Consider the following 21146-nt stretch of genomic DNA (forward strand, 5'->3'; position numbering starts at 1 on the left):
TTTACAGTTCCGGGATCCGGCTGCTTTCGTCGCGCTCCCACGCGCTCCCCGGACGACGTTTCCGTGCCACGCGGCCGGCTACAGCGAAAGCTGCATACACCAGGGCGTCCAAGGCGGTAGCCGGTCCTTCGACGGCGGCAAAAAGTTCACGCAGCGTCCGCCCCGTCCGGGCGCCGCCCATGCTCCGCAGTTCGCTGTTTCCCCGGTACACCCTGCGGAGCGTTGAAAGAAGCAGCTGGGTGGAACGCGGTGTTCGGACAATAACCGGAACGCACTCCACCACCAGCTTTTCGGACGTGCTGAAGAGCTGGTCGATGTAGCAGTCGTCTGCGGTTACTGGAGGGAATGCCCCCAGGCGCTCATGGCCCTCTTCATTGAGTCCGTAAACGCCGGCGCCCCACATCGATCCTGATGCCTGGGGAAGACGGTTCCGGGCACGGTAGTAGGCACGGACCGGCCAGGAGGCTCCGAACGTGTCGTAGACAAAGGCCGGCCGGGCACAGAGCACTCCCGGTGTGGCCGAGAGTGCTTCCATGGTGGCCCGCAGCGCCTCCGCCGGTACCTCAATATCCGCGTCCACATATATGCGGGGCCAGCGGGTGGCTGCCCTGTCCGCAGCGTTGAGGGCCGCAACCTTGGACGCCTCCCCCACGTGTAGGACCTGCACGCCCGGGGTGGACCGTGCAACTGCCTCGGTGCCGTCGCTGCAGCCGTTGCACGCCACAATCACCTCGACGCGGCCGGTGGCCAGGGGTAACTCGAGAGCCGCGAGGGTTCTGCCGAGAACCGATGCTTCATTGTGTGCAGGGATAATGACTGCCCCGGCCGGGAAGTCCGCATCAACGCCAGTCGACGTCGGGTATGCAACGGCATGGGGAAGGTCCGCCCAGCGGGACTCCCAGGCAACAAGCCCCAGGATTCCCCGGTGTCCGGCAAGGGGCGCCCGCAGCAGCGCGGACAGCAGGACAGCCGCCCGGAAGGCCCGCGCATAGCTGACGTTGTGGAACTTGCGGGCGTAGCGGATCCGGTTTGCGGTCATCAACGCATCAAGCGCCGGTGAGCTTCCCGACCCTCCACGGCAGTGCGTCATGGCGGCCAGGGGCTCGAACCAGATGGCGGCCTTCATGTCGCGGACCCGGTGCAGGTAGTCCGTCTCTTCGGAATACAGGAAGTAGCTCTCATCCCAGCTGCCCACCTGCGCTGCCACGTCAGCCCGGACCAGCAGGGCAGCGCCGGTGGCCCATTCCACCTTGTGCGGATGGGCGTAGCTCTCAGCGTCGAAATCCATTTCCGAGAGCCACCCGGGGCGGCTTGGGAATTTGCTGCCCAGGGCGGCGTCGCCGAGTGCGCGCAGGATGGTTGGCTCGCGGCGCAGGGACGGGTACAGCGTCCCATCCTCGTCCTGCAGAAGGGGGACAACAACAGCTGCGCCTGTCCTCGCCATGGACGCACGGAGAGCCTGGACGGCCCCATGCTGAACACGCAGGTCCGGGTTGAGCACCAAGTAGGTGTCAGCAGGGCCGGCTTTTGCATAGGCAGCGTTGATACCGCCGGCATAGCCCAGATTTCCCCCCGTGGCGAAGGCCATGATCTCCGGGTACTTCTGCAGGCAGGCCAAGGTGTCAGGGGTGGGCGAGTTGTCGGCCACGACCACTTTGATCGATTGGTCTTTTGTTTCCTGCAGGAGGCTTTCAAGCAATCGGCATACATCGGCGCCGTTGTTGTACGTGACCACCAGCGCCGCAACGTCGGCATGCCTGTCGACGGGGGTAAAGCCCAGGGGCCTGGGCTTGCGGGCCCGGGCAGTCCCGGCCGGGGCGTTGGGCACTGATAGCACGCCGGGCACGGGTGTTGCGCTGTGCCGGCGGAGCCGTAGGTAGGATTCGGGTCCTTCCAGCAGGTACCGCCTGGCAAGCCTCCGCGGCTCGATGGCCAAGCGCCAGGCCCATTCGAGTCCCATGGAGCTCACTTGCGCCGGCGCGCGCCGGACGTTCCCGGCCAGGAAGTCCACCACGGCGCCGAAGGCCAGCAGGACCTTGGCACCCGTGAGATGGCCGTACTCCGCTATCCAGAGTTCCTGCCGGGGCTTGCCCATGCAAACCAACAGGATGTCCGCACCCGCAGCACTGATCTCACGGCACAGGCGCCGCGATGCCCGCGGGTCCGTCAGGACGTGCCGGGCTGGTGCCCACCAACCGGCTACACGCAGCAGCGGCTTTTCGGTTCCAAGCCGGTCCGCGGCCATGCGCTGGGCTTCCTCGCTTCCGCCCAGGAATCCTACAGAAAGCCCCCGCACTGCCGCGGTGTCGAGAATCTGCCCGATCAGGTCGCTTCCCGCCAGGCGCGGCCAGCGTTGACCCGTGAGTTCGGCGGCTTTGGCTACCAATGGCGCACCGTCCAGCAGCGTCATCCATTCGACGGCGGCGATGTCCAGGGTGTTCTCCCACCGGCCACCGGCACCGAAGTGGTTCAGGTGGTCCAGGTTTGCGGACAGCACACCCAGTGGCTTTGGACCGCCGGAGACAGCGCGCTGCATGATGCTCGCCACGGCCTCGTCGCGGCCCATCAGGTCAACGGCGACCCCACCGAGGTTCACCTTCATGCCCTGGATCCGGGCGGGGGCGGAACCCGTGGAGCGGGAGGCAGCGGATGGCCGCCGTTCCGCTCTGTGGGCAACGCTTTTGGGGGCGACCCGATCCACCGTCCCCAGCCCGTGGATACGGCGGCGAAGGTCTCCTCGTGCAGATGTCATTCCGGCTCCATGTTCGCGGCCCACTCGCGAAGCGGCATGAAGGGGGTCTGCACTCCCCCGGCACGCCTGCGGGCCGGCTTGGCGGCCCTGCTGTCGCTTACCTGGCAAAGCGACGCCGGCAGGAGGACGTGACGGAGCCGGAACCTGGCTCAATCACCCCGCTGGCATCTCCAGTCCAACGCTAGGTGGGTCTTGGGAGCCGAACCATACGGCGGCAAGGACTATGTGGATATCCGCACGGTGCTTTGTGGTGGCCGGCGAGCAGGGGAACTATGCCGCAGTCCGGAAGAACAGCTCCGTGACGGCGGCAAGGCGCCGGGGATCCTCCACGCCGCACAGTTCGCGGGCGGAGTGCATGGACAGCAGCGGCACGCCTACGTCCACGGTGCGGATGCCCAGCCGGGTGGCAGTGAGCGGGCCGATGGTGGAGCCGCAGGGCACCACGTTGTTGGAGACGAACTCCTGGTACGGCACCCCGGCCTCACCGCAGAGCCGCGCCCAGAACGCCGCACCGAAGGCGTCCGTGGCGTAGCGCTGGTTGGCATTGATCTTCAGCAGCGGGCCGCCGTTCAGCACCGGGTGGTTGGCGGGATCATGCCGCTCGGGGTAGTTCGGGTGCACGGCGTGGCCGGCATCGGCGGAAAGGCAGAACGACGCCGCCAGGGCCTGCCGGCGCTGGCTCACCGTGGCGCCGAGGCCGTCGGAGATGCGCACCAGCACGTCTTCGAGGATGGGTCCGCACGCACCGGAGCGGGAGTTGGACCCGATTTCCTCGTGGTCAAAAGCGGCGAGGACTGCGATGGGGCCGCCCTGAGACCCGGACTGGGCGTGGGCCGCCAAAGCCGCCAGGCCTGCATGCGTGGCCGAAAGGTTGTCCAGCCGCCCGGATGCGAAGAACTCCCCCTTGCCCCCGAAAACTGCCGGTGCCTGCGTGTCCGCAATGACGACGTCGTACCCGCCAATCTGCCCCGTGTCGACGCTTGCGCCGGCTACCGAGGCCGCCAGCACGCCCAGCAGGTCCGAGTCCGTGGGATTTCCCAGGCCCCACACGGGATTCATGTGGCGTTGTTTGTCCAGGGCCAGGCCCTCGTTCACCGCACGGTCCAGGTGGATGGCCAACTGCGCGAAGCGCAGCAGCGGGCCCGTGGCTGTGAGGTGCTCCGTGCCGTCGAGCATCACCAGCCGGCCCGCGAGCCGGAGCTCGCGGTCCAGCCAGGAGTTGAGCAGTGGTCCGCCGTAAATTTCCACCCCGGCCTGCAGCCAGCCATGGGCACCGGTGGTGGGCTTGGGCTTCAGCTTGAACGACGGCGAATCGGTGTGCGCCCCCAGGATGTTGAACCCCGTGGCCGGCCCTGCTCCTTCCGGGACCACCCACGCGATCAGTGCACCGTCGCGGATCACGAAGAACGATCCAGCGCCGCCCTCCCACGGCTGCAGCTCATCCAGGCGGACGAATCCGGCCTCCTCCAGCCGCCTGCCCCCCTCATGCGCAGCGTGGAAGCTCGACGGCGATGCGCTGACATACGCGCCAAGATCCTGGATGTGGTCTGCGGCAGAGGAAGGCAAAGGCATGGTCCCGAGTCTAGCGCTGCGTCTGCTCCGCTGAAGCCGGTGCAGCCTCGGCTGCTGCGGCGGCCTGTCCGGCGCCTGCGGCATCCTTCCGCCGGTAGCGGAGTACGCCCAGGGCGACCACGACGGCGGCCAGTGCCAGTGAGAGCAGCAGGGATTCCCGGGTTGATTCCACGATCACCATACCGATGAGCAGGGCCACGATGCTGATGATGGCTGCCCAGGTGAGGTACGGGAACAGCCACATCTTCAGCTGCAGGTCCTTCGCTGCGGCACCCATCCGACGGCGGAGGACCAGCTGCGAGGCCGAGATGACCAGCCACACGAACAGGGCGATGGCGCCGGAAGTGTTGACCAGGAAGAGGAACACGGTGTCCGGGGCGATGTAGTTCAGGCCCACCGTGACGAAGCCGACCACGGTGGAGGCCAGGACGGCAGCGGCCGGGACTCCGCGGCGGGAGATACGGGTCCAGGAGCGCGGGGCGTCACCGCGGGTGGAGAGGGAGAACAGCATGCGGCTGGCGGTGTACAGCCCGGAATTCAGGCAGGAGAGGACAGAGGTCAGCACCACGACGTCCATGATGGTTCCGGCACCGGGGATGCCGAAGAGTTCGATGACTGCCACGTACGGGCTCTTGGCCACGGAGGCGGAGTTCCAAGGAAGCAGCGTGACCACGATCGCGATGGAGCCGATGTAGAAGACCAGGATGCGCCATACGGTGGATTTGACGGCCTTCTTGACGGCATCCACGGGGTTCTCGGATTCGCCGGCCGCGATGGTGGCGATCTCGGCGCCGAAGAAGGAGAAGACCACCACGAGGATGCCGGCCAGCACGGCTCCCGGACCATTGGGCATGAACCCGCCGTTATTGACCAGGTTGTCCAGGCCGGGTGCGGGGACGCCGGGGATGAGGCCGAGGATGGCGGCGACGCCAAAGATGAGGAAGAGGACGATTGCCGCCACCTTGATGGAGGCGAACCAGAACTCGAACTCGCCGTAGGACTTTACGGAACCGAGGTTGGTGAGCGTCAGCAGCACCATGAGCACAAGGGCCCATACCCACTGGTCAATGCCCGGCACCCAGCGGTGCATGATGGCGGCGCCGGCGGTGGCCTCGATTCCCAGGACGATGATCCAGAACCAGGCGTAGAGCCAGCCGATGCTGAAACCCGCCCACCGGCCCAGTGCCTTGTCCGCATAGGTGGAGAAGGAGCCTGTCTCCGGGTTTGCCGCCGCCATCTCGCCCAGCATGCGCATCACCAGGATGACCACCAGCCCGGCTGCTGCATACGCCACGAGGATGCCCGGTCCGGCCTGCTGGATGGCTGCCCCCGAGCCGACGAAAAGGCCCGCACCAATGACGCCGGCAATGGCGATCATGGACAGGTGCCTGGGTTTCAGGGACTTTGAAAGTTGCTGGTCAGCATGCATGGAAGCGCCGTCCTGTTGGGAAATAGCATGGTTTGAGCGACGTGCCTTGGTGCACCGGCGGAAGACCGTGTCATGCACCACATCGTCGTTTCACCCTAGATCCGCCATTATGCGCCTTGCTTTGTGCAGTCCAACAGACCTGCTTCCCGCCAACAGGACGGCGCTCCAAGCAGAAACACTTGGGAGTAACAAAAGTTTTCCTTCAGGCATATTTGTAATGTGCCCGAAACCACGCGCCCGGTGTGGCGCGTGGCGGAATCCGGGTCCAGGGACTATACGTCCCGCCGCTTCAACAGAATGCCGGCGAGCAGGACGGGGATGACCACCCAGGCGCCGAGGACCAGGCCGGCCTGCCACGCCTCAAGGGTGTCCGGAACGTGCTGCGCCGCCGTCAACGGCTCCACGGTGTTGCCCGGCAGGTATTTGCGGGCCTCCGTAAAGAAGTCGCCGGGGATGAGCTGGAACGCAATGGGTGCCACGAAGAAGATGCCCACCAGGCTCATGATGCCGCCGGCCGAATTCCTGATCAGGGTGCCCAGGGCCATGCCGATGGCAGCGACGGCCGCCACATAGACGCTGTTGACCAGGAGGAGTTTCACCGACTGTGAGCTTCCCAGGTCCAGCTTGAGGCCGTAGTTGTCCAGCACGGGTACAGCGACCAGTCCCGCTACCCAGGTGGAGGCGGCAGTGACCACGAACGATGTCACCATCACCACCACCAGCTTGGCAGCGAAAGCGGGAAGGCGCCGGGGCACTGCCGCAAAGGTGGACCGCGCCATGCCAGTGGTGAATTCCGAGCTCATCAGGAGCACGCCGAGTGAGCCCAGGATCAGCTGGGCGAAGGCGATGCCGGATGTGGGCACGCTGACGGCCAGGTCTCCGCCCTGGGCGGCCATCCGGGCCGCGGCCTGCGGATCCCGATTGGCCGCATCGGCGAACTGGCCCGTCCCCCATGCCGACAGGGCACCAAAGCCGACCATGACCACCGCGGTGGAGGCGAGCAGGATCAGCGTGGAGAGCAGGCTCCGGAATTTGATGACTTCAGAGTTGAGGACCCGGAGGAATGTTGGCCCGGGAAGGGACTGGCCGGCATTGCGTGCGCCTGGCCCGGCGGGGGAGGCTGCAGGTTCGCGCGGGGGGAAGGATTCAGTGGTCGTGGAGCTCATGAGTGGCTTACCTCCGCAGCGGGCAGGGAGTGGTATTCGACGTCGTCTTTGGTCAGTTCCATGTACGCTTCCTCGAGGCTTGCAACAAGGGGCGTGAGTTCATACACCATGACCTGGTTCTCCAGGGCCAGGGCTGCGATGTTCCTCGGGTCCAGGCCCGTCACTTCCAGCAGTTCACGCTCCGGAGAAGCAATGGTTGCACCGCGTTCGGCGAGCAGTTGGTGGAGGCGGTCGGGCTGGTCGGTGCGGAGGCGGACACGGGATTGGCCCTTGCCGGTGATGATGTCCTGGATGGGTGCGTCGGCAATGACGCGGCCGCGGCCAATGACCACCAGGTGGTCGGCTGTTTGCGCCATTTCACTCATCAGGTGGCTGGAGAGGAACACAGTGCGGCCCTGCCCGGCGAGGTACCGGACCAGGTTGCGCACCCACACCACGCCCTCGGGGTCCAGCCCGTTGACCGGTTCGTCGAGGATGAGCGTCTGGGGATCCCCCAGCAGGGCAGCCGCGATGCCCAGGCGCTGGCCCATGCCCAGCGAAAAACCGCCGGCCTTCTTCCGCGCCACGGCTTCCAGCCCGGTCATCTCGATCACCTCATGCACCCGGGACTTGGGGATGCTGTGGGTGGCTGCCATGGCCAGCAGGTGGTTGTAGGCGCTGCGGCTGGTGTGGACGGCTTTGGCGTCAAGCAGCGCACCCACCTCGCGCAGGGGTGCCTTGTGCTGGACATAGGGCAGGCCGTTCACCATGGCAGACCCCGACGTCGGACGGTCCAGGCCCATGATCATGCGCATGGTGGTGGATTTTCCTGCCCCGTTGGGGCCCAGGAAGCCGGTGACTTGCCCTGCCCTGACGGTGAAACTGACCCCGGCTACGGCGGTTTTGTCGCCGTAGACCTTGGTCAGCCCGTTTACCTCGATCATGAATCATCCTTTGAACGGCAGCGGACGGCTGCAGACGTTGTTGGGTGCGGGTACCTTCCCCACGCTACCGAGGCCGCCACCGCTTTTCGCCGCTTTCAGGGATGATTCAGGGGAGAATCAGGGTAGCCCTCCACTGCACGAGCTGCACTAGGGCCGGGGAGAGTAGTACGTCAGAGCCCTGGGTCGGACTTCATAGGCCACTTTGCGCACCCCGGCCAGCGCTTCTCCGTCCACCGCCAGCGCCATGGGGCCGCCACCGGCGTCGATCCTGACTTTTGTTGCCTCCCGGAGGTGCGTGATCCCGGAGCTTGCCACCGTACCCGTAAGCACGGACCAGAGAAGGCGGAGCCGGGCAAAGCGTTCATCAGCGGTGATCAGGCGGACGTCCAGGACACCGTCATCCATTACCGGCCTGATCAGCGGCGCGTGGTCCCGCGGGTAGAAGCGGCCCCGGCCCAGATAGGCAATCCACACCTTGTGCCGGACGCCGTCCACACTCAGGGTGGTGGGGGTCCCGGCGGCGAACGTCCGGAACATGGCCACGACGCCGGCCAGGGGCTTCCCCAGCGCCCGCTGCAGGTGCTCCCGCCGCCGCACAAAATTCGGATACAGGCCCACGCTCGAGGTATTAAGCATGACCAGGTGTGAAACCTCCGGGTTGCCGGCCAGTCCCCGTTCAGCAGTGACCATGCCGACGTCGGCCAGGGCGGCCTCACCGTTCGTGGCCGCTTTCACCGCATCCTTCAGGCTTCCGGTTCCAGCGTCGCGCGCGAAATGGTTGAGTGTTCCGCCCGGCAGGACCAGCAGGGGAATTGAACGTTCGACGGCGGCGGCGGCCGCTGCGCCTACCGTCCCGTCTCCGCCCCACACGCCCAGCGCCAGGGTTCCGGGAGAGCCGGCGGCGGCGTTGATGCGCTGCACCAGGTCCTCATAAGGCTGCACGGTAGTTATATGCGCCTTGGGAAATACTTCTTGAAGCGCCGATGCAGTCTCCTCCTTGAATGAGCCGCCCAAGGTATTGACCACGATGCTGAGGCCCTCACCGCCCGGGAGTGCCGGCGCGCTGGTCCAGGCCCGTGAGGTCTGGGGGATGGGCGGCCGGACCGGCCACCAGTGGCGCGTTACCAGGGCGGCACCGGCACCAAGCGCCGACCCGAACAGAACATCCGACGGCCAGTGTGCACCGGTGTGGACCCGCGAGTAGGCCACGCCCAGGGCAGCCGGCGCCAGGGCTGCACCGAGGGCCGGACGCACCAGCCCCACTCCTACTGCAAAAGCCACGGCTGACGCCGAGTGCCCGGACGGCATGGAGGAGCTCGTGGGTTGCGGGTGCACGAAGCGGAAGACGGGCAGATGCTCCGGCAGCGGACGCGTCCGGGGCAGCAGCGTTTTGAACACCACATTGGTGACGGCGGAGGCTACTCCCTGGGCGAGCAGGCCGTGCACCGCTGCCCTTCGCGTCTTGCCCGGGAACAGTGCCAGGACAGCGGCCGCCGCCATCCACAGTTTGCCTTGGTTGGCAGAGGCGGACAGGCGGCGGAAGAAGTCATCATGGTTCCCTCCCGGCAGGCGGGAAACATACCCCAAGAGGTACCTATCGAGGCGGCTAATCCACGTCCGGCCCCCCGGGCTGGTGCTTTGCATGTGATCACCCTAACCCCGGCAGCTAGTCCCGCGGCGCCTGCTCCTGCTCCATCCGCAGTGGCCGGGCGGCTCCGGCAAGGACCAGCGCCAGGAGGATGGGCGCCATGATGGCCAGCAGCGCGGTGTGGATGCCAGTCAGGTCACCGAGGTAGCCCAGCAGGGGCGGCCCGGCAAGGAACGATATATACCCCAATGTGGATACAACAGAGACGCGCGCTGCTGAATGCTTTGGATCGTCGGAAGCAGCGGACATGCCCATGGGGAAAGCCAGGGCGGCTCCTACTCCCCAGAGGGCCGCGCCGACGCCGGCCAGCCAGATATTGGTTGCCAGCACGAAGAGGCCCAGCCCGGCGGCCGCGGCGGCCATGCTGGCCCGCAGGACAACCACCCGTCCGTATTTGTCGATCACCCGGCCGCCAAGGAACCGCATGGCCGTCATGGCCAGGACGAACAGGGCGAACATTAGGGCACCGGTGGATTCGGAGGTGCCCAGGCCGTCTACGGAGGCCTTGGCGATCCAGTCGTTGCCCGCCCCTTCGGTGAGGGTTGCTCCAAGGACCACCACGCCGATGAGCAGGGTCCTGCTGTCCCGCCAGGCGGATGGCCCCTTGGCCGCCTTCGGCTCCCCTTCCACTGAAGCCGCGGATACGTGGGGGAGGAAGTAGCGGGGCACGGCCAGTGCCACCACCACCACGACGGCCGCGATGACCAGGAGGTGCAGGGGCAGGTCTACGCCGAGGGTTGACAGCCCAGCCCCCAGCAGGGCGCCGACGAAGGCGCCGCCACTGAAAGCTGCATGGAACTGGGGCATGACGGTCCGCATGAGCTTGTGCTCTACGTCTGCCCCTTCGATGTTTTGCGCCACATCCCAGAGGCCGATTCCAATGCCGAAGAAGAACAGTGACACGGCTGTTCCGGGAATGGAGACGGAAAGAAGTGACAAGGCGATGCCAACTCCGGCAGCTGCCGCCAGGAGCCCGGCAAACCGTACCGTATTGGCCGTCCCGATCCTGCCCACCACCAGGCCGGCGGTGGGCAGTGCGAGGAGTGAGCCGACGGCCGTGCACAACAGCAGGGTGCCCATTTGGCCCGACGTGATCTGCAGCGTCTGGGTGACGGCGGGGATCCTGGCTGCCCAGCTGGCAAAGACCAGCCCGTTGATGCCGAAAACCACGAACGTTGCCACAGCGGCGGCCTTCAGGCCTGCCTGCTGTTCGGTGCCGGTGTTGGTGCTCATACGCTCACTACTTCCACTGAGTACTTTTTGAGTTCGGCATATTCCTGCGCGCTGAATGTCCGGTCTGTCACGATGACGTCCACCCGGGCCAGGCCGGCCACGAGCACCCTGGCGTGGGCCTCCCACTTGGCAGCGGAGGCGGCCACGACCACCCGCGCGGCTGAGTCCAGGCCGGCGGTCTTGACTGCCGCATCGTCAAGGTCGTGGGCCAGGAGGCCGTCCTTGAAGTCCACGGCACAGGGCGTGAGGACAGCGGTGTCGAAGCGGAGGGACCTGATGTTGGACTCGGCAAGGGGTCCGCAGAAGGAAAGTTCGCCGGGCACTACGCTGCCCCCCGGCAGCAAGAGCGCCGGGTGCTGGCCATTAGCGTCCTCACCCCCGGCCACCGCGTTGAGGGCCTGGAGGGACATCGGCATCAGCGTCAGCTCCCTGCCTGCCACGGCCCGAGCCACGGCGGTGGCTGTGCTCCCGCTGTCCAGCCAGACGTGTTCGCGGTCAGCAAGGAGGCCTGCGACGGCGGCCGCAATCCGTCGCTTGCCGTCCTGTTCCTCCAGCTCGCGCTGTCCGTAGCCGGGGTTCTGCCCCTGCCCGATCAGGCTCCTGGCACCGCCGTGGACTCTGCGCAGCACGCCATGGGCGGCGAGTACCTCAAGGTCGCGGCGGATGGTCGCACCGGAGGCGCCGCAGGCCTGCATGAGCTCTTCCACGCCCACTTCCGGTTTCCGCCGGAGGACCTCAGCGATGACCCGGTGTCGGTCATCAGTTTTCATGATCAAATGCTAACAGTTTTTGATCATTTGCTCACAGGGCTGATCACCAACCCCGTAGATCTCAGCGGACGCGGTCCACCCGCTGTTCGTCCCACACGGGCTCCGCGGACTCGTAGACCTTTCCGTCCGAGCCAAAGACCAGGAACCGGTCGAACGTCCGGGCAAACCAGCGGTCGTGCGTGACGGCGAGGACGGTGCCTTCGAAATGGTCGATGGCCCGTTCCAGTGCTTCGGCCGAGTGCAGGTCCAGGTTGTCCGTGGGTTCGTCCAGCAGGAGCAGCGTGGCGCCGCTGAGCTGCAGGAGCAGGATCTGGAACCGGGCCTGTTGGCCGCCGGAGAGGGACTCATACTTCTGTTCCGACTGCGCAGCCAGTCCGTAGCCATCCAGTGCGCCGGCAGCGGCCTCGCGGCCCAGCCCGGAGCGGTGTTCGTCGCCGCGGTGCAGGATTTCCAGGAGGGTCTTGCCCAACAGGTCCGGACGCACGTGGGTCTGGGCAAAGAATCCGGGCCGGATCCTGGCGCCGAGTTTCACGGTGCCCTCGTGCGGAACTTCCTTGATCTCGACGTCGGACACGGGCAGGTGCTCGCGCTCGGGGTCCGTGCCGCCGGTGGCGAGCAGCCGCAGGAAGTGCGATTTGCCGGAGCCGTTGGAGCCCAGCACGCCCACGCGGTCACCAAACCACACCTCCGTGGAAAACGCCTTCATCAGGCCGGTAAGCTCCAGGCGTTCCGCCACGATGGCCCGTTTGGCGGTCCGGCCGCCCTTGAGCCGCATCTGGACGTTCTGCTCGATGGGCAGGGCCTCGGGCGGCCCGGCCTCCAGGAACTTCGCCAGCCGGGTCTGCGCCGCGTGGTACCGGTTGGCCATGTCAGAGCGGAACGCAGCCTTGTTCTTGTACATGTTGACGAGTTCCTTGAGCTTGATGTGCTCCTCGTCCCAGCGCTTGCGGAGTTCCTCGAAGCGCGCATTCCGGTCTGCGCGGGCCTCCACGTAGGACCCGAAGCCGCCACCGTGGATCCATGCCGCGGCGCCATTGATTCCGGGCTCCAGGGTGACAATGCGGCCGGCCGCGTTGTTCAGCAGTTCCCGGTCGTGGCTGATAAAGAACACCGTCTTCTTCGATTCGTTCAGCTTTTCCTCGAGCCAGCGCTTGCCCGGGACGTCCAGGTAGTTGTCCGGTTCGTCCAGGAGCAGGAGGTCGTCCGGGCCGGCAAAGAGAGCCTCCAGCACCAGGCGTTTCTGCTCGCCTCCGGAAAGGGTCGACGCCGGGCGGTGCTGCGCGCGGTCAAAGGGGAGTCCCAGCGAGGCCATGCACACCTCGTCCCAGACGGTTTCGACGTCGTAGCCCCCGGCGTCGCCCCAGTCCACGATCGCCTGGGCATACCTCATCTGGGTGGGCTCGTCGTCGTGCTCCATCATGGCCAGTTCAGCCTCGTCCACCTCGCGGGCAGCGGCCGCCAGCGCCGGGGGAGCGGCGGACACCAGCAGGTCCCGCACAGTGGAGCCGTCCCGGACCTGGCCCACGAACTGGCGCATGATGCCCATGTTGCCGGAGCGGCCAATGACGCCTTCGTCCGGAACCAGGTCCCCCGCGATGATCCGGAACAGGGTGGTTTTGCCTGTCCCGTTGGGCCCGATCAGGGCAGTTTTGGTACCGTCCGGGACCTTGAAGGTCACACCGTTCAGCAGCTGGGTGCCGTCGGAGAGGAAGTAGTCGATGCCGGAAACGTCAATATGGGCCACGCCGTCAATCCTCCCATGCCGGACCTAGCCGGCGGCGGTGAGGAACTGCTTCAGGAGCGGACCGGAGGTGGTGGCGCCCAGGCCGCCGTCCTCGACGAAGACGGCCACGGACAGGTCGCCGTGGAAGGCCACGATCCAGGCGTGGGTCTTGGGCGGGTTCTCGGTCCCGAACTCGGCCGTTCCGGTTTTGGCACCGACCGGTGCGCCAGGGACGCTGGACAGGAAGCCGGCGTGCCCGGACGTGACCACGGCCCGCATCATGTCGGCCAACGATGCCGCCTCCGCGGCGGTGATGGGAGTCTTCGACGCCGTGGAGGGCGCCTCGGCAGTGGCGGTCGCCGACGCTTCGGCTGCCGGCGCGGTGGAACCCGCGGTTGTCCCGGCGGCGGGAGCACCGGCGTCGGGGTTAAGGACCAGCTGCGCGGAGACCGGGGCGCCCTTGGCTACCGATCCGGCCATGATCGCTGCGGCCAAAGGGGAGAGCAGCACCTTGCCCTGGCCAATCATGGACGCCGCGTGTTCCGTGCCCTGGGCTTCACCGGGGACGGAACCCAGGAAGGCTTCTGCTCCGAGTTTGGGCGCCTCAACCGCCACTCCCATGGACGTGGCAGCCGCTTCAAGCTGGCCCTGTGAAACGGCGTCGCGTTGCGAGATGAAGGCGGTGTTGCAGGAGTGCGCAAAGGCGTCGCGCAGCGTGACGGCGCCGAGGGAGGTCTCAGGGTAGCCTTCGGAGTTCTTGAAGGTCCGTCCGTCCACGGTGAGGGTTGGCGTGCACTGGACGGTGGAATCCGGCGTCATCCCGTTGCGGAACATGGCCAGGGAATCCACCATCTTGAAGATGGAGCCAGGGGCGTACTGCCCCAGCATGGCGGTGTTGTAGCCGTTGCTGCCGGGTCCGGAGGCCGCAGCCAGCACCTCTCCCGTGGAGGGGCGGAGAGCCACAATTGCTGATGCCGGACCTACTTTTTCCAGGGTGGTTTCGGCCAGCGCCTGCAGCCGCGGGTCAAGGGTGGTCTTCAACGGGGTCCCGGGTTTGGGCTCCACCTGGAACAGGACCCGCCGGGGGTCCGTCCCGGCGGACTGGATCTGTTCGCGGGTCAGGTCCGCCCGCTGCGCGCGGACCACCACGGCGTCTGATCCACGGAGCTGCTGGTCATACTGTTGCTGGAGGCCGCCGATGCCCGTGACGTCGCCCGCTGTCAGGACACCGTTGGAAGCGTCAATCTGTTCCGCGGTGGCCTCGCCAACCGAGCCAAGCACGGCGCGGGCAAACGTCCTGCTCGGGGCCAGGGGGATCGACGCCGGGATGCCGCGTGCGCCGGGAATGGCCGCGATCTGCTCATCGGAGATGGTGCGTCCCTCTTCACGCAGCGTGATGGCGGAAACGAAGGCCTGCGCGCCCGCCGCCTTGACCTGCTGGACGTACGCGGCGGGGTCCACTCCCACCAGTGCCGCCAGCTTTCCGGCGGAATCAGCCGGGTCCGCGGTGCCCAGCTGGGGTTTGTCGATGCCTACGTTCACCACGGGGCGGTAGGTCACCAGCGGGACGTCACCGGCTCCCAGGATGTCGGCGCGCTGGGGGGATTGGGATCCCTTGGTCACGATCTCACTGTCAGCCAGGCCTGGGGCCAGGATGGCCGGATTCCAGACGGTCAGCCATTTGTCACCGGACTTTTTGAAATTCGCTGGGAGGGTGTACTTCCACTCCGCGTCGCCGAACTTCCAGGTGTAGTTCAAGGGCGCGGACGCCTTGTCTCCGTCCAGCGCCAAGGCGCCGGCCTGGACGTCGGGCTTTTGCGGGTCCAGGGCCGCGAAGACCTGGTGGAGCTGGTCGTTGGCCGCGGCGGCGTCCTTGCCTTCGAAAGCCACAGACCCTACGTCAAGCGCCGATACGGCACCGGCAAGTTGTTGTGCTGCTGCTTCCGCCCCGGATTTCCCGTCATCGCAGGCCACCAGTGTGGTGCCCAGAATGAGCGCAGCTACAGCAAGCGAAAGTTTTGTTGATTTCCCCATCGCGCCATTATCCCCCGGGCCGCTGCCGGAAACGCCATTCCCGGCGTTGACCCCCACCGGCACAGGCACCTAGGAAAGTCCCAGATCCGGGACCGGGAGCTTGAAAATGTCCTTGAGGGCGTGCCGGGCCGCATGCATCCCGGGCATGCCCGTGACCCCGGGGCCTGGTGGTGTTGAGGACGAACAAAGGTAGACGCCCAGCAGCGGGGTCCGCCAAGGCACGGGGGACACCACCGGTTTCTGGATAAGCCCGCGGACGTCCATCACCCCCGCGCTGAAATCGCCCCCGATGTAGTTGCGGTTGTACTCGGCCAGCCCCGCAGCGGTGACGGCATGCGATTCCACCACCAGGTCCCGGAAACCCGGCGCGAACCGTTCCAGTTGGGCCACCACCTGACTGGTCATGTCCCTTGTTGAGCCGGAGGGCACATGGCAGTAGGTCCAGAGCGTGTGCCGGCCTGCCGGGGCCCGGGTGGAGTCGAAGCGGGACTGCTGTGCCACCAGCACGTAGGGCCGTTCCGGATGCCGGCCGGCACTGACCTCGTTCTCCGAGCGCGCCAGTTCCGCCCGCGTACCGCCAACGTGCACAGTACCGGCGTCGGAAAGCCCTGCGGCCTGCCATGGCACCGGCCCGGAAAGGATGAAGTCGACCTTGCAGGAGCCGTTGCCGTAGCGGAAACGCTCCAGGGCCCGCCGGTAAGGCGTGGGAAGGGAATGTCCCGCCATGTCGAGCAGCCCCCGGGGTGCCACGTCCAGCAAGGTGGCGCGGGACGCGGGAAGCTCTTCCAGCCGGTCGATCGGTGTTCCGGTGTGGATGATGCCACCGTGGGCCCTGATGTCATCGGCAAGTGCTTCCGCAATTGACGCGGAGCCGCCACGGGGGATGGGCCACCCTCCGGCGTGCCCCAGGGCCCCGAGCATGAGGCCGGCGCCTGAGGCTGCGAGGGAGGGCAAATGCGAAACGGCGTGTGCGGCAACACCGCTGAGGAGTGCCGGCGCCAGTTCATCCCGGAACCTCGCGTTCCACATTCCGGTTCCCTGTTCCAGAGTCCGCAGTCCATAGACTCCGGCCACCAGGGGGTTCCGGGGAATCCGGAGGAGCTGGTTCTGTGTGAAGTCCATGACGTCGTCGATATGCCGTACCAGTGGTTTCATCAGCCGGCGGTAGGCGGCACCGTCACGCCCTAGTTCCGCCGCCGTCCTGTCCAGCGATTTGTAGGCCAGCGCTGCGCGCCCGCCATCCAGCGGCGAGCCGAAGGACACCTCCGGAGAGAGCAGGTCCACCCGCCGGGGCAGTTCGAAAGCACGGAAGAAAGGGGAGGCAAGGGCCATGGGGTGCACAGCGGAGCAGACATCATGGAAGTGGTCCGGCTGCATCAGTTCCGTGGTCCGGGTTCCACCACCGATTGTGGCTGCCGCCTCGAAGACTTCCACGGACAGTCCGGCCCGCGCCATCACCACTGCTGCCGACAGTCCGTTGGGACCGGAGCCTACTACCGCGACGTCAGGCATGGGACCTTGCTTTCGACGGGTGGAAAGAAGCGGCGGGCCGGAATGGATTCAGCCGGAGACGGTCCGGTGCGTTGGCGAAGGGTCCGCCGTGCGGATCGTCGATGTGGTGGCGCCGGATGGGGTCGTGCCTGGGGTCGTAGATGTCCCACACCACCCGTGCCATGAGGTAACCCACCGCAGCCATATGGGCGGCTACGGCCAGGACGTAGTAGGGCATGTCCAGGTTGTGCTGCGGGGAACCTGAGCTGGTCACCTGACCAAGGTACAGCCAGATGGCGGCCCAATGGAGGGCTTCGATGCCCTGCCACACCAGGAAGTCACGCCACTGTGGCCGGGCGAGGGCCAGCAGCGGAATGAGCCACACCACGTACTGGGGTGAATAGACCTTGCTGGTCAGGATGAAGGCAGCCACCACCAGGAACGCCAGTTGGGCCAGGCGCGGGCGGCGGCGGGCCGTCAGCGCAATTGCGGTGATTCCTGCGCAGGCCAGCACAAAAGACCCGGCGGAGAGCACACTGACGCCTTCCGCCCCCAGTCCGGCCTGCCCCAGCCTGTCCGCCACCAGGTTGTAGGCGAACCAGGCTGAGCTGTAGCCGGCCCCCCGGTCGGCGCTGAACTGGAAGAAATAGGCCCAGCCGGCAGGGTTGGCCACCGCGAAGGGCACATTCACCAACACCCATGTGGCCGCGGCGCTGCCCGCAGTGATCAGCAGGGGGCGCCACCTGCCGGAGCGGACCGCCAGCAGGAGAATGGCCCCCAGTACCAGCAGCGGGTACAGCTTGGTGGCCGTGGCCAGGCCTATCAGGACCCCGGCGGGGACAAGGCGTTGCCGGGCAAAGAAGTACATGCCCAGCGCAAGCAGGCACGCTGCCCACAGGTCCCAGTTGGTGGTTCCGGCCAGAACGATTCCCGGCGCGACGGCCACCATTGCGGCGTCCCAGGGACGGCGGCCCGGCATGCGCGCGGTCACCACCACGGTGACCATGGCCACCGCCCCCAGAAGGACGGCGTTGATATCGAAGTAGGCCAGTGCCCGCGCGTTGGCCTCCCCGCCGGGCACCAGCCACGCCGTCACTCCCGCAATCAAACCGATGAGCACCGGGTATTCAAATTGGCTGCCACTGCCCAGGAGGGGAAAGAGTCCAGCTGCCATACCGCGGTTCCGGAACAGCTCCGGAAAGTCCGAGTAGCAGGTGGCGTAGAACTGGGTGGGCGTCTCCCACCCGGTGGCGCGGCAGTATCCCTTCAGCAGGATCCCCAGCAGGGCCGCCAGTGCCGTGAGGACAACAAGTACCCGCTCCACGGTAAAGATGCCGGGGGTCACCACGCCGGGCTCAGCCCTGGTCCCCAACGGGCCGCCGACCAGCTCAGTGAAATTCCGCAGCAGGGAATCACTGCGGCTGGGCACCACAATGCGGGGCCGTCGTCCATCGTCCGGCGGCTGGGTCTCATGCATGGGATCGAGCTTACAGCCGGCCCCTCGCGGGAAACCGGGGCCGGCTGTCAGCGCAGGCCGCCCACCTGCTGGTGCAGCATCACGAATACGTCGTTCCGGTGCTGCTCCAGCAGTCCGCTGTTCAGCCCGCCGGTGAGGGAACTGCGGCGCTGCAGGGGGAGGGACAGGAGTCTCATGATTCTTCGCATCAAGGGAGGCACCTCCTTTCTTTGCTATAGATTTCAAATGGAAAAGGGCACAACAAATCAGCACCATTTTCAGGCGCAAAAGGGCATGGCAACTTTAGTTGGCGAATTCCATAGGGATTTTGCTGAATTTGCGCACGGCAACGCAACTAAAGAGGCCGGGTATGGAAAAGGAGCTGCGGAAACCGCGCCTGCAGACTACGAGAACTCCCGGCAGGGAATTATTCGGCGAAAGGGCAGGAGCCAGGCCGCTTGCTTCTTCGAGGAGTCAGCGTGGAACCGCAACGTCCCACTGCCGGTAACCGTCCTATGCGGACAGCCCCCGGTTACCGGTAACGGCCGGTTAGCGGCGGAGCAGCGAGCCCGGGAAGACAGCAGGCATGGCTGCATCCGGGGTGACCGGGGCAAGGCACACGGGATCAGCAACGGCCGGGAACGCATTGATGAGGGCATTCCATTCGCCAGTCAAAGTCATCATTATCCCAACCTCCTTTTCTGCTGTCCGCTGCGTGAGTTGCGATGCGGTCTGGAACCCAGGCAGATTTCCGCGGGTTCAGAAATAAAGGTACCCCAGGTGCCAGCGGAAAACCAGCAATTCCGGAAAAAAGTTTGGAACTAAATGGGAAATAAGTTTTAGAGGCCCCAGCGGACAATGGCGGGCGTCTTTTTATCCCATCCCAGGGTGCAGACTTTGGCCGTCCCCAGGACAAAGTGACGGCCCTCCGTCGGCGGTAATTCCAGCCATCGGGCGGTCAGTATCCGGGAGAAATGTCCGTGCGCCACGATCAGCACGTTATCCATCCCGGATTCCAGGATCCGGCCGATGATCTTGTCCGCCCTCGCGGCCACCTCGTCCAGGGTCTCGCCGTTGGGCACGCCGTGGGTCCAGATCAGGTAATCGGGGTTGTCCTTGCGGATCAGGTCGGAGCTGATGCCTTCGTAGTCGCCGTAGTTCCATTCCACGGCAAGGGGTTCGTGCCGGGCATCGGGGAACCCTGCCAGTTCAGCGGTCCGTCGTGCACGGCGCAGCGGGGAGGTAAGCACCAGGTCGAAATCGACGCCATCGAGCACCTTACGGGCCTCCACGGCCTGCTGCTCGCCTTCCACCGTCAGGGGGAGGTCGGTGAGGCCGGTGTACTGCCCGCTCTTGGACCACTCGGTCTCACCGTGGCGGAGGATCCAGAGCTGGGGGCGCGGGGCGGGGGCGGGACTGGTCATTTGGACTCCTCAACGGGTGAAGGTTCGACGACGGCGGGAGAGGCTTCGGCCCCGGGCCCGGCAGGTGCTGATTCAGGCTGTTCGGCCCACCAGCGGAGCAGGCGCGCCTCCGCTTCCCCGGTGGGCAGTGGTCCGTGGTCCATCCGTTCATTCAGGAGGAACTTGTAGGCCCGGCCCACCACGGGACCCGGCTTGAGGCCCAAGAGCTCCATAATCCGGGCACCGTCCAGGTCCGGGCGCACCGCGTCCAGGGATTCCTGTTCACGGAGGGCGGCGATCCGTGATTCGAGGTCGTCGTAGGCGAAGGCCAGGCGCTCGGCCTTCCGCTGGTTCCGGGTAGTGACGTCGGAGCGGGTAAGCCGGTGCAGCCGCTCCAGCAGCGACCCGGCATCCGTGACGTAACGCCGGACGGCGGAGTCGCTCCAGCCGGCGTCGCCGTACCCGTAGAAGCGCATGTGGAGCTCCACCAGCCGTGCCACGGCCTTGGTGGTGTCATTATCGAACCGCAACGCCTTCATGCGTTTGCTGGTTAGCTTGGCACCCACCATGTCGTGGTGGCGGAAGCTCACCGCACCGCCCGGTTCGAAGCGGCGCGTCGCCGGCTTCCCGACGTCGTGCATCAAGGCTGCGAAGCGCAGTACGAAGTCCGGAGCGGGCACGGGTCCGTCCCCGTCCGTTTCCAGCCCGGCGGCCTGTTCCAGGACCTGCAGGGAATGCTGGTAGACGTCCTTGTGCCGGTGGTGCTCGTCGGACTCGAGGCGGAGGGCGGAAACCTCGGGCAGCACGTGCTCGGCCAGTCCCGTGTCCACCAGGAGGTCGATCCCTGTCCTCGGCTGGGCCCCGCAAACCAGCTTGACCAGTTCGTCCCGCACCCGCTCCGCGGAAATGATCTTGATCCGGTCGGCCATTTCCGTCATGGCTTCGCGGACGTCGTCGTGCACCGAAACCCCCAGCTGGGCGGCGAACCGTGCGGCCCGCATCATGCGCAAGGGATCATCGGAGAAGGACGCTTCGGGCGCCCCGGGTGTGGCCAGCACGGAAGCATGGAGGTCCCGCACCCCGCCGAAGGGGTCCACCAGCTCCATGGCGGGAAGCTTCAGCGCCATGGCGTTGATGGTGAAGTCCCGGCGGAGCAGGTCATCCGTCAGGGAGGAACCGAACGCCACCACGGGCTTGCGGGAGTCTGGATCGTACGCTTCTGCCCGGTAGGTGGTGATCTCGATCTGGAATCCGGCCTTGCGCATGCCGATGGTGCCGAAGGCCCGGCCGATTTCCCAGAAGTTGTCCGCCCATTTCTTGATCAGCGCAACCGTCTGGTCCGGGGTGGCATCGGTGGTGAAGTCCAGGTCCGGGGAGGTCCGGCCCAGGAAAAGGTCGCGCACGGGACCACCCACCAGGGACAGCTCGTGGCCGGCGTCCACAAAGCGCTGCCCAAGCTCAAGGACCACCGGAGGCACCTTGAAGTCGACAGTGTGGGAATCAATCTTGTGATGTGCGTGCGCCATAGTTCCTTAAGCTTGGCAGA

The 21146-nt window shown here is 66.2% G+C and carries 16 protein-coding genes; 1 reads left to right on the forward strand and 15 read right to left on the reverse strand.

Features of this window, described 5'->3' with window-relative positions:
- Position 1: 1 nt before the first annotated feature.
- From HNO81_RS05355 to HNO81_RS20295, 13 genes are all read right to left on the reverse strand, one after another.
- A complete protein-coding gene (locus HNO81_RS05355) occupies positions 2-2752 on the reverse strand; it encodes a WecB/TagA/CpsF family glycosyltransferase (protein ID WP_175317098.1) in 2751 nt (916 codons plus the stop codon).
- Positions 2753-3022: 270 nt separating this feature from the next.
- A complete protein-coding gene (locus HNO81_RS05360) occupies positions 3023-4324 on the reverse strand; it encodes a M18 family aminopeptidase (RefSeq protein ID WP_175317099.1) in 1302 nt (433 codons plus the stop codon).
- A gap of 10 nt (positions 4325-4334) precedes the next feature.
- On the reverse strand, positions 4335-5753 hold the full coding sequence (locus tag HNO81_RS05365; RefSeq protein WP_175317100.1) for an amino acid permease: 1419 nt from the start codon (positions 5751-5753) through the stop codon (positions 4335-4337).
- 272 nt (positions 5754-6025) lie between these two features.
- On the reverse strand, positions 6026-6919 hold the full coding sequence (locus HNO81_RS05370) for an ABC transporter permease (protein ID WP_175317101.1): 894 nt from the start codon (positions 6917-6919) through the stop codon (positions 6026-6028).
- Complete coding sequence (locus HNO81_RS05375) at positions 6916-7842, reverse strand: ABC transporter ATP-binding protein (protein ID WP_175317102.1); 927 nt, start codon at positions 7840-7842, stop codon at positions 6916-6918. The genes HNO81_RS05370 and HNO81_RS05375 overlap by 4 nt, the downstream gene beginning before the upstream one ends.
- Positions 7843-7989: 147 nt before the next feature.
- On the reverse strand, positions 7990-9486 hold the full coding sequence (locus HNO81_RS05380) for a bifunctional phosphatase PAP2/diacylglycerol kinase family protein (protein WP_175317103.1): 1497 nt from the start codon (positions 9484-9486) through the stop codon (positions 7990-7992).
- A gap of 22 nt (positions 9487-9508) precedes the next feature.
- Positions 9509-10723: an MFS transporter gene (locus HNO81_RS05385; protein WP_175317104.1), complete on the reverse strand. Its 1215-nt coding sequence runs from the start codon at positions 10721-10723 to the stop codon at positions 9509-9511.
- On the reverse strand, positions 10720-11493 hold the full coding sequence (locus tag HNO81_RS05390; RefSeq protein ID WP_175317105.1) for a DeoR/GlpR family DNA-binding transcription regulator: 774 nt from the start codon (positions 11491-11493) through the stop codon (positions 10720-10722). The genes HNO81_RS05385 and HNO81_RS05390 overlap by 4 nt, the downstream gene beginning before the upstream one ends.
- Before the next feature lie 61 nt (positions 11494-11554).
- Positions 11555-13237 carry an ATP-binding cassette domain-containing protein gene (locus HNO81_RS05395; RefSeq protein WP_175317106.1) on the reverse strand — a complete coding sequence of 561 codons (1683 nt, stop codon included), beginning with the start codon at positions 13235-13237 and terminating at the stop codon, positions 11555-11557.
- A gap of 24 nt (positions 13238-13261) precedes the next feature.
- Positions 13262-15250, reverse strand: a complete 1989-nt coding sequence (locus HNO81_RS05400; protein WP_175317107.1) for a penicillin-binding transpeptidase domain-containing protein — start codon at positions 15248-15250, stop codon at positions 13262-13264.
- 69 nt (positions 15251-15319) lie between these two features.
- Positions 15320-16762: an NAD(P)/FAD-dependent oxidoreductase gene (locus tag HNO81_RS05405; protein ID WP_175317108.1), complete on the reverse strand. Its 1443-nt coding sequence runs from the start codon at positions 16760-16762 to the stop codon at positions 15320-15322.
- On the reverse strand, positions 16755-18218 hold the full coding sequence (locus tag HNO81_RS05410) for a glycosyltransferase family 87 protein (RefSeq protein ID WP_175317109.1): 1464 nt from the start codon (positions 18216-18218) through the stop codon (positions 16755-16757). Before HNO81_RS05410 ends, HNO81_RS05405 begins: the two co-directional genes overlap by 8 nt.
- 47 nt (positions 18219-18265) lie before the next feature.
- Positions 18266-18394: a hypothetical protein gene (locus HNO81_RS20295; protein WP_256398615.1), complete on the reverse strand. Its 129-nt coding sequence runs from the start codon at positions 18392-18394 to the stop codon at positions 18266-18268.
- On the opposite strand from HNO81_RS20295, the gene HNO81_RS05415 reads away from it, so the two are divergent.
- The gene (locus tag HNO81_RS05415) at positions 18393-19022 is read left to right on the forward strand and encodes a hypothetical protein (protein ID WP_175316959.1); all 630 of its coding nucleotides are present in this window, start codon (positions 18393-18395) and stop codon (positions 19020-19022) included. The two genes, HNO81_RS20295 and HNO81_RS05415, sit on opposite strands and share 2 nt — an antisense overlap.
- Positions 19023-19036: 14 nt before the next feature.
- Here HNO81_RS05415 and HNO81_RS05420 read toward each other — a convergent pair whose 3' ends face one another.
- Positions 19037-19621, reverse strand: coding sequence for a histidine phosphatase family protein (locus HNO81_RS05420; protein WP_175317110.1), 585 nt, complete (start codon positions 19619-19621; stop codon positions 19037-19039).
- Positions 19618-21126 carry a CCA tRNA nucleotidyltransferase gene (locus HNO81_RS05425; RefSeq protein ID WP_175317111.1) on the reverse strand — a complete coding sequence of 503 codons (1509 nt, stop codon included), beginning with the start codon at positions 21124-21126 and terminating at the stop codon, positions 19618-19620. The genes HNO81_RS05420 and HNO81_RS05425 overlap by 4 nt, the downstream gene beginning before the upstream one ends.
- Positions 21127-21146 lie beyond the last annotated feature (20 nt).

It is taken from the genome of Pseudarthrobacter sp. C4D7 (genome assembly GCF_013359725.1).
GTDB lineage: Bacteria > Actinomycetota > Actinomycetes > Actinomycetales > Micrococcaceae > Arthrobacter.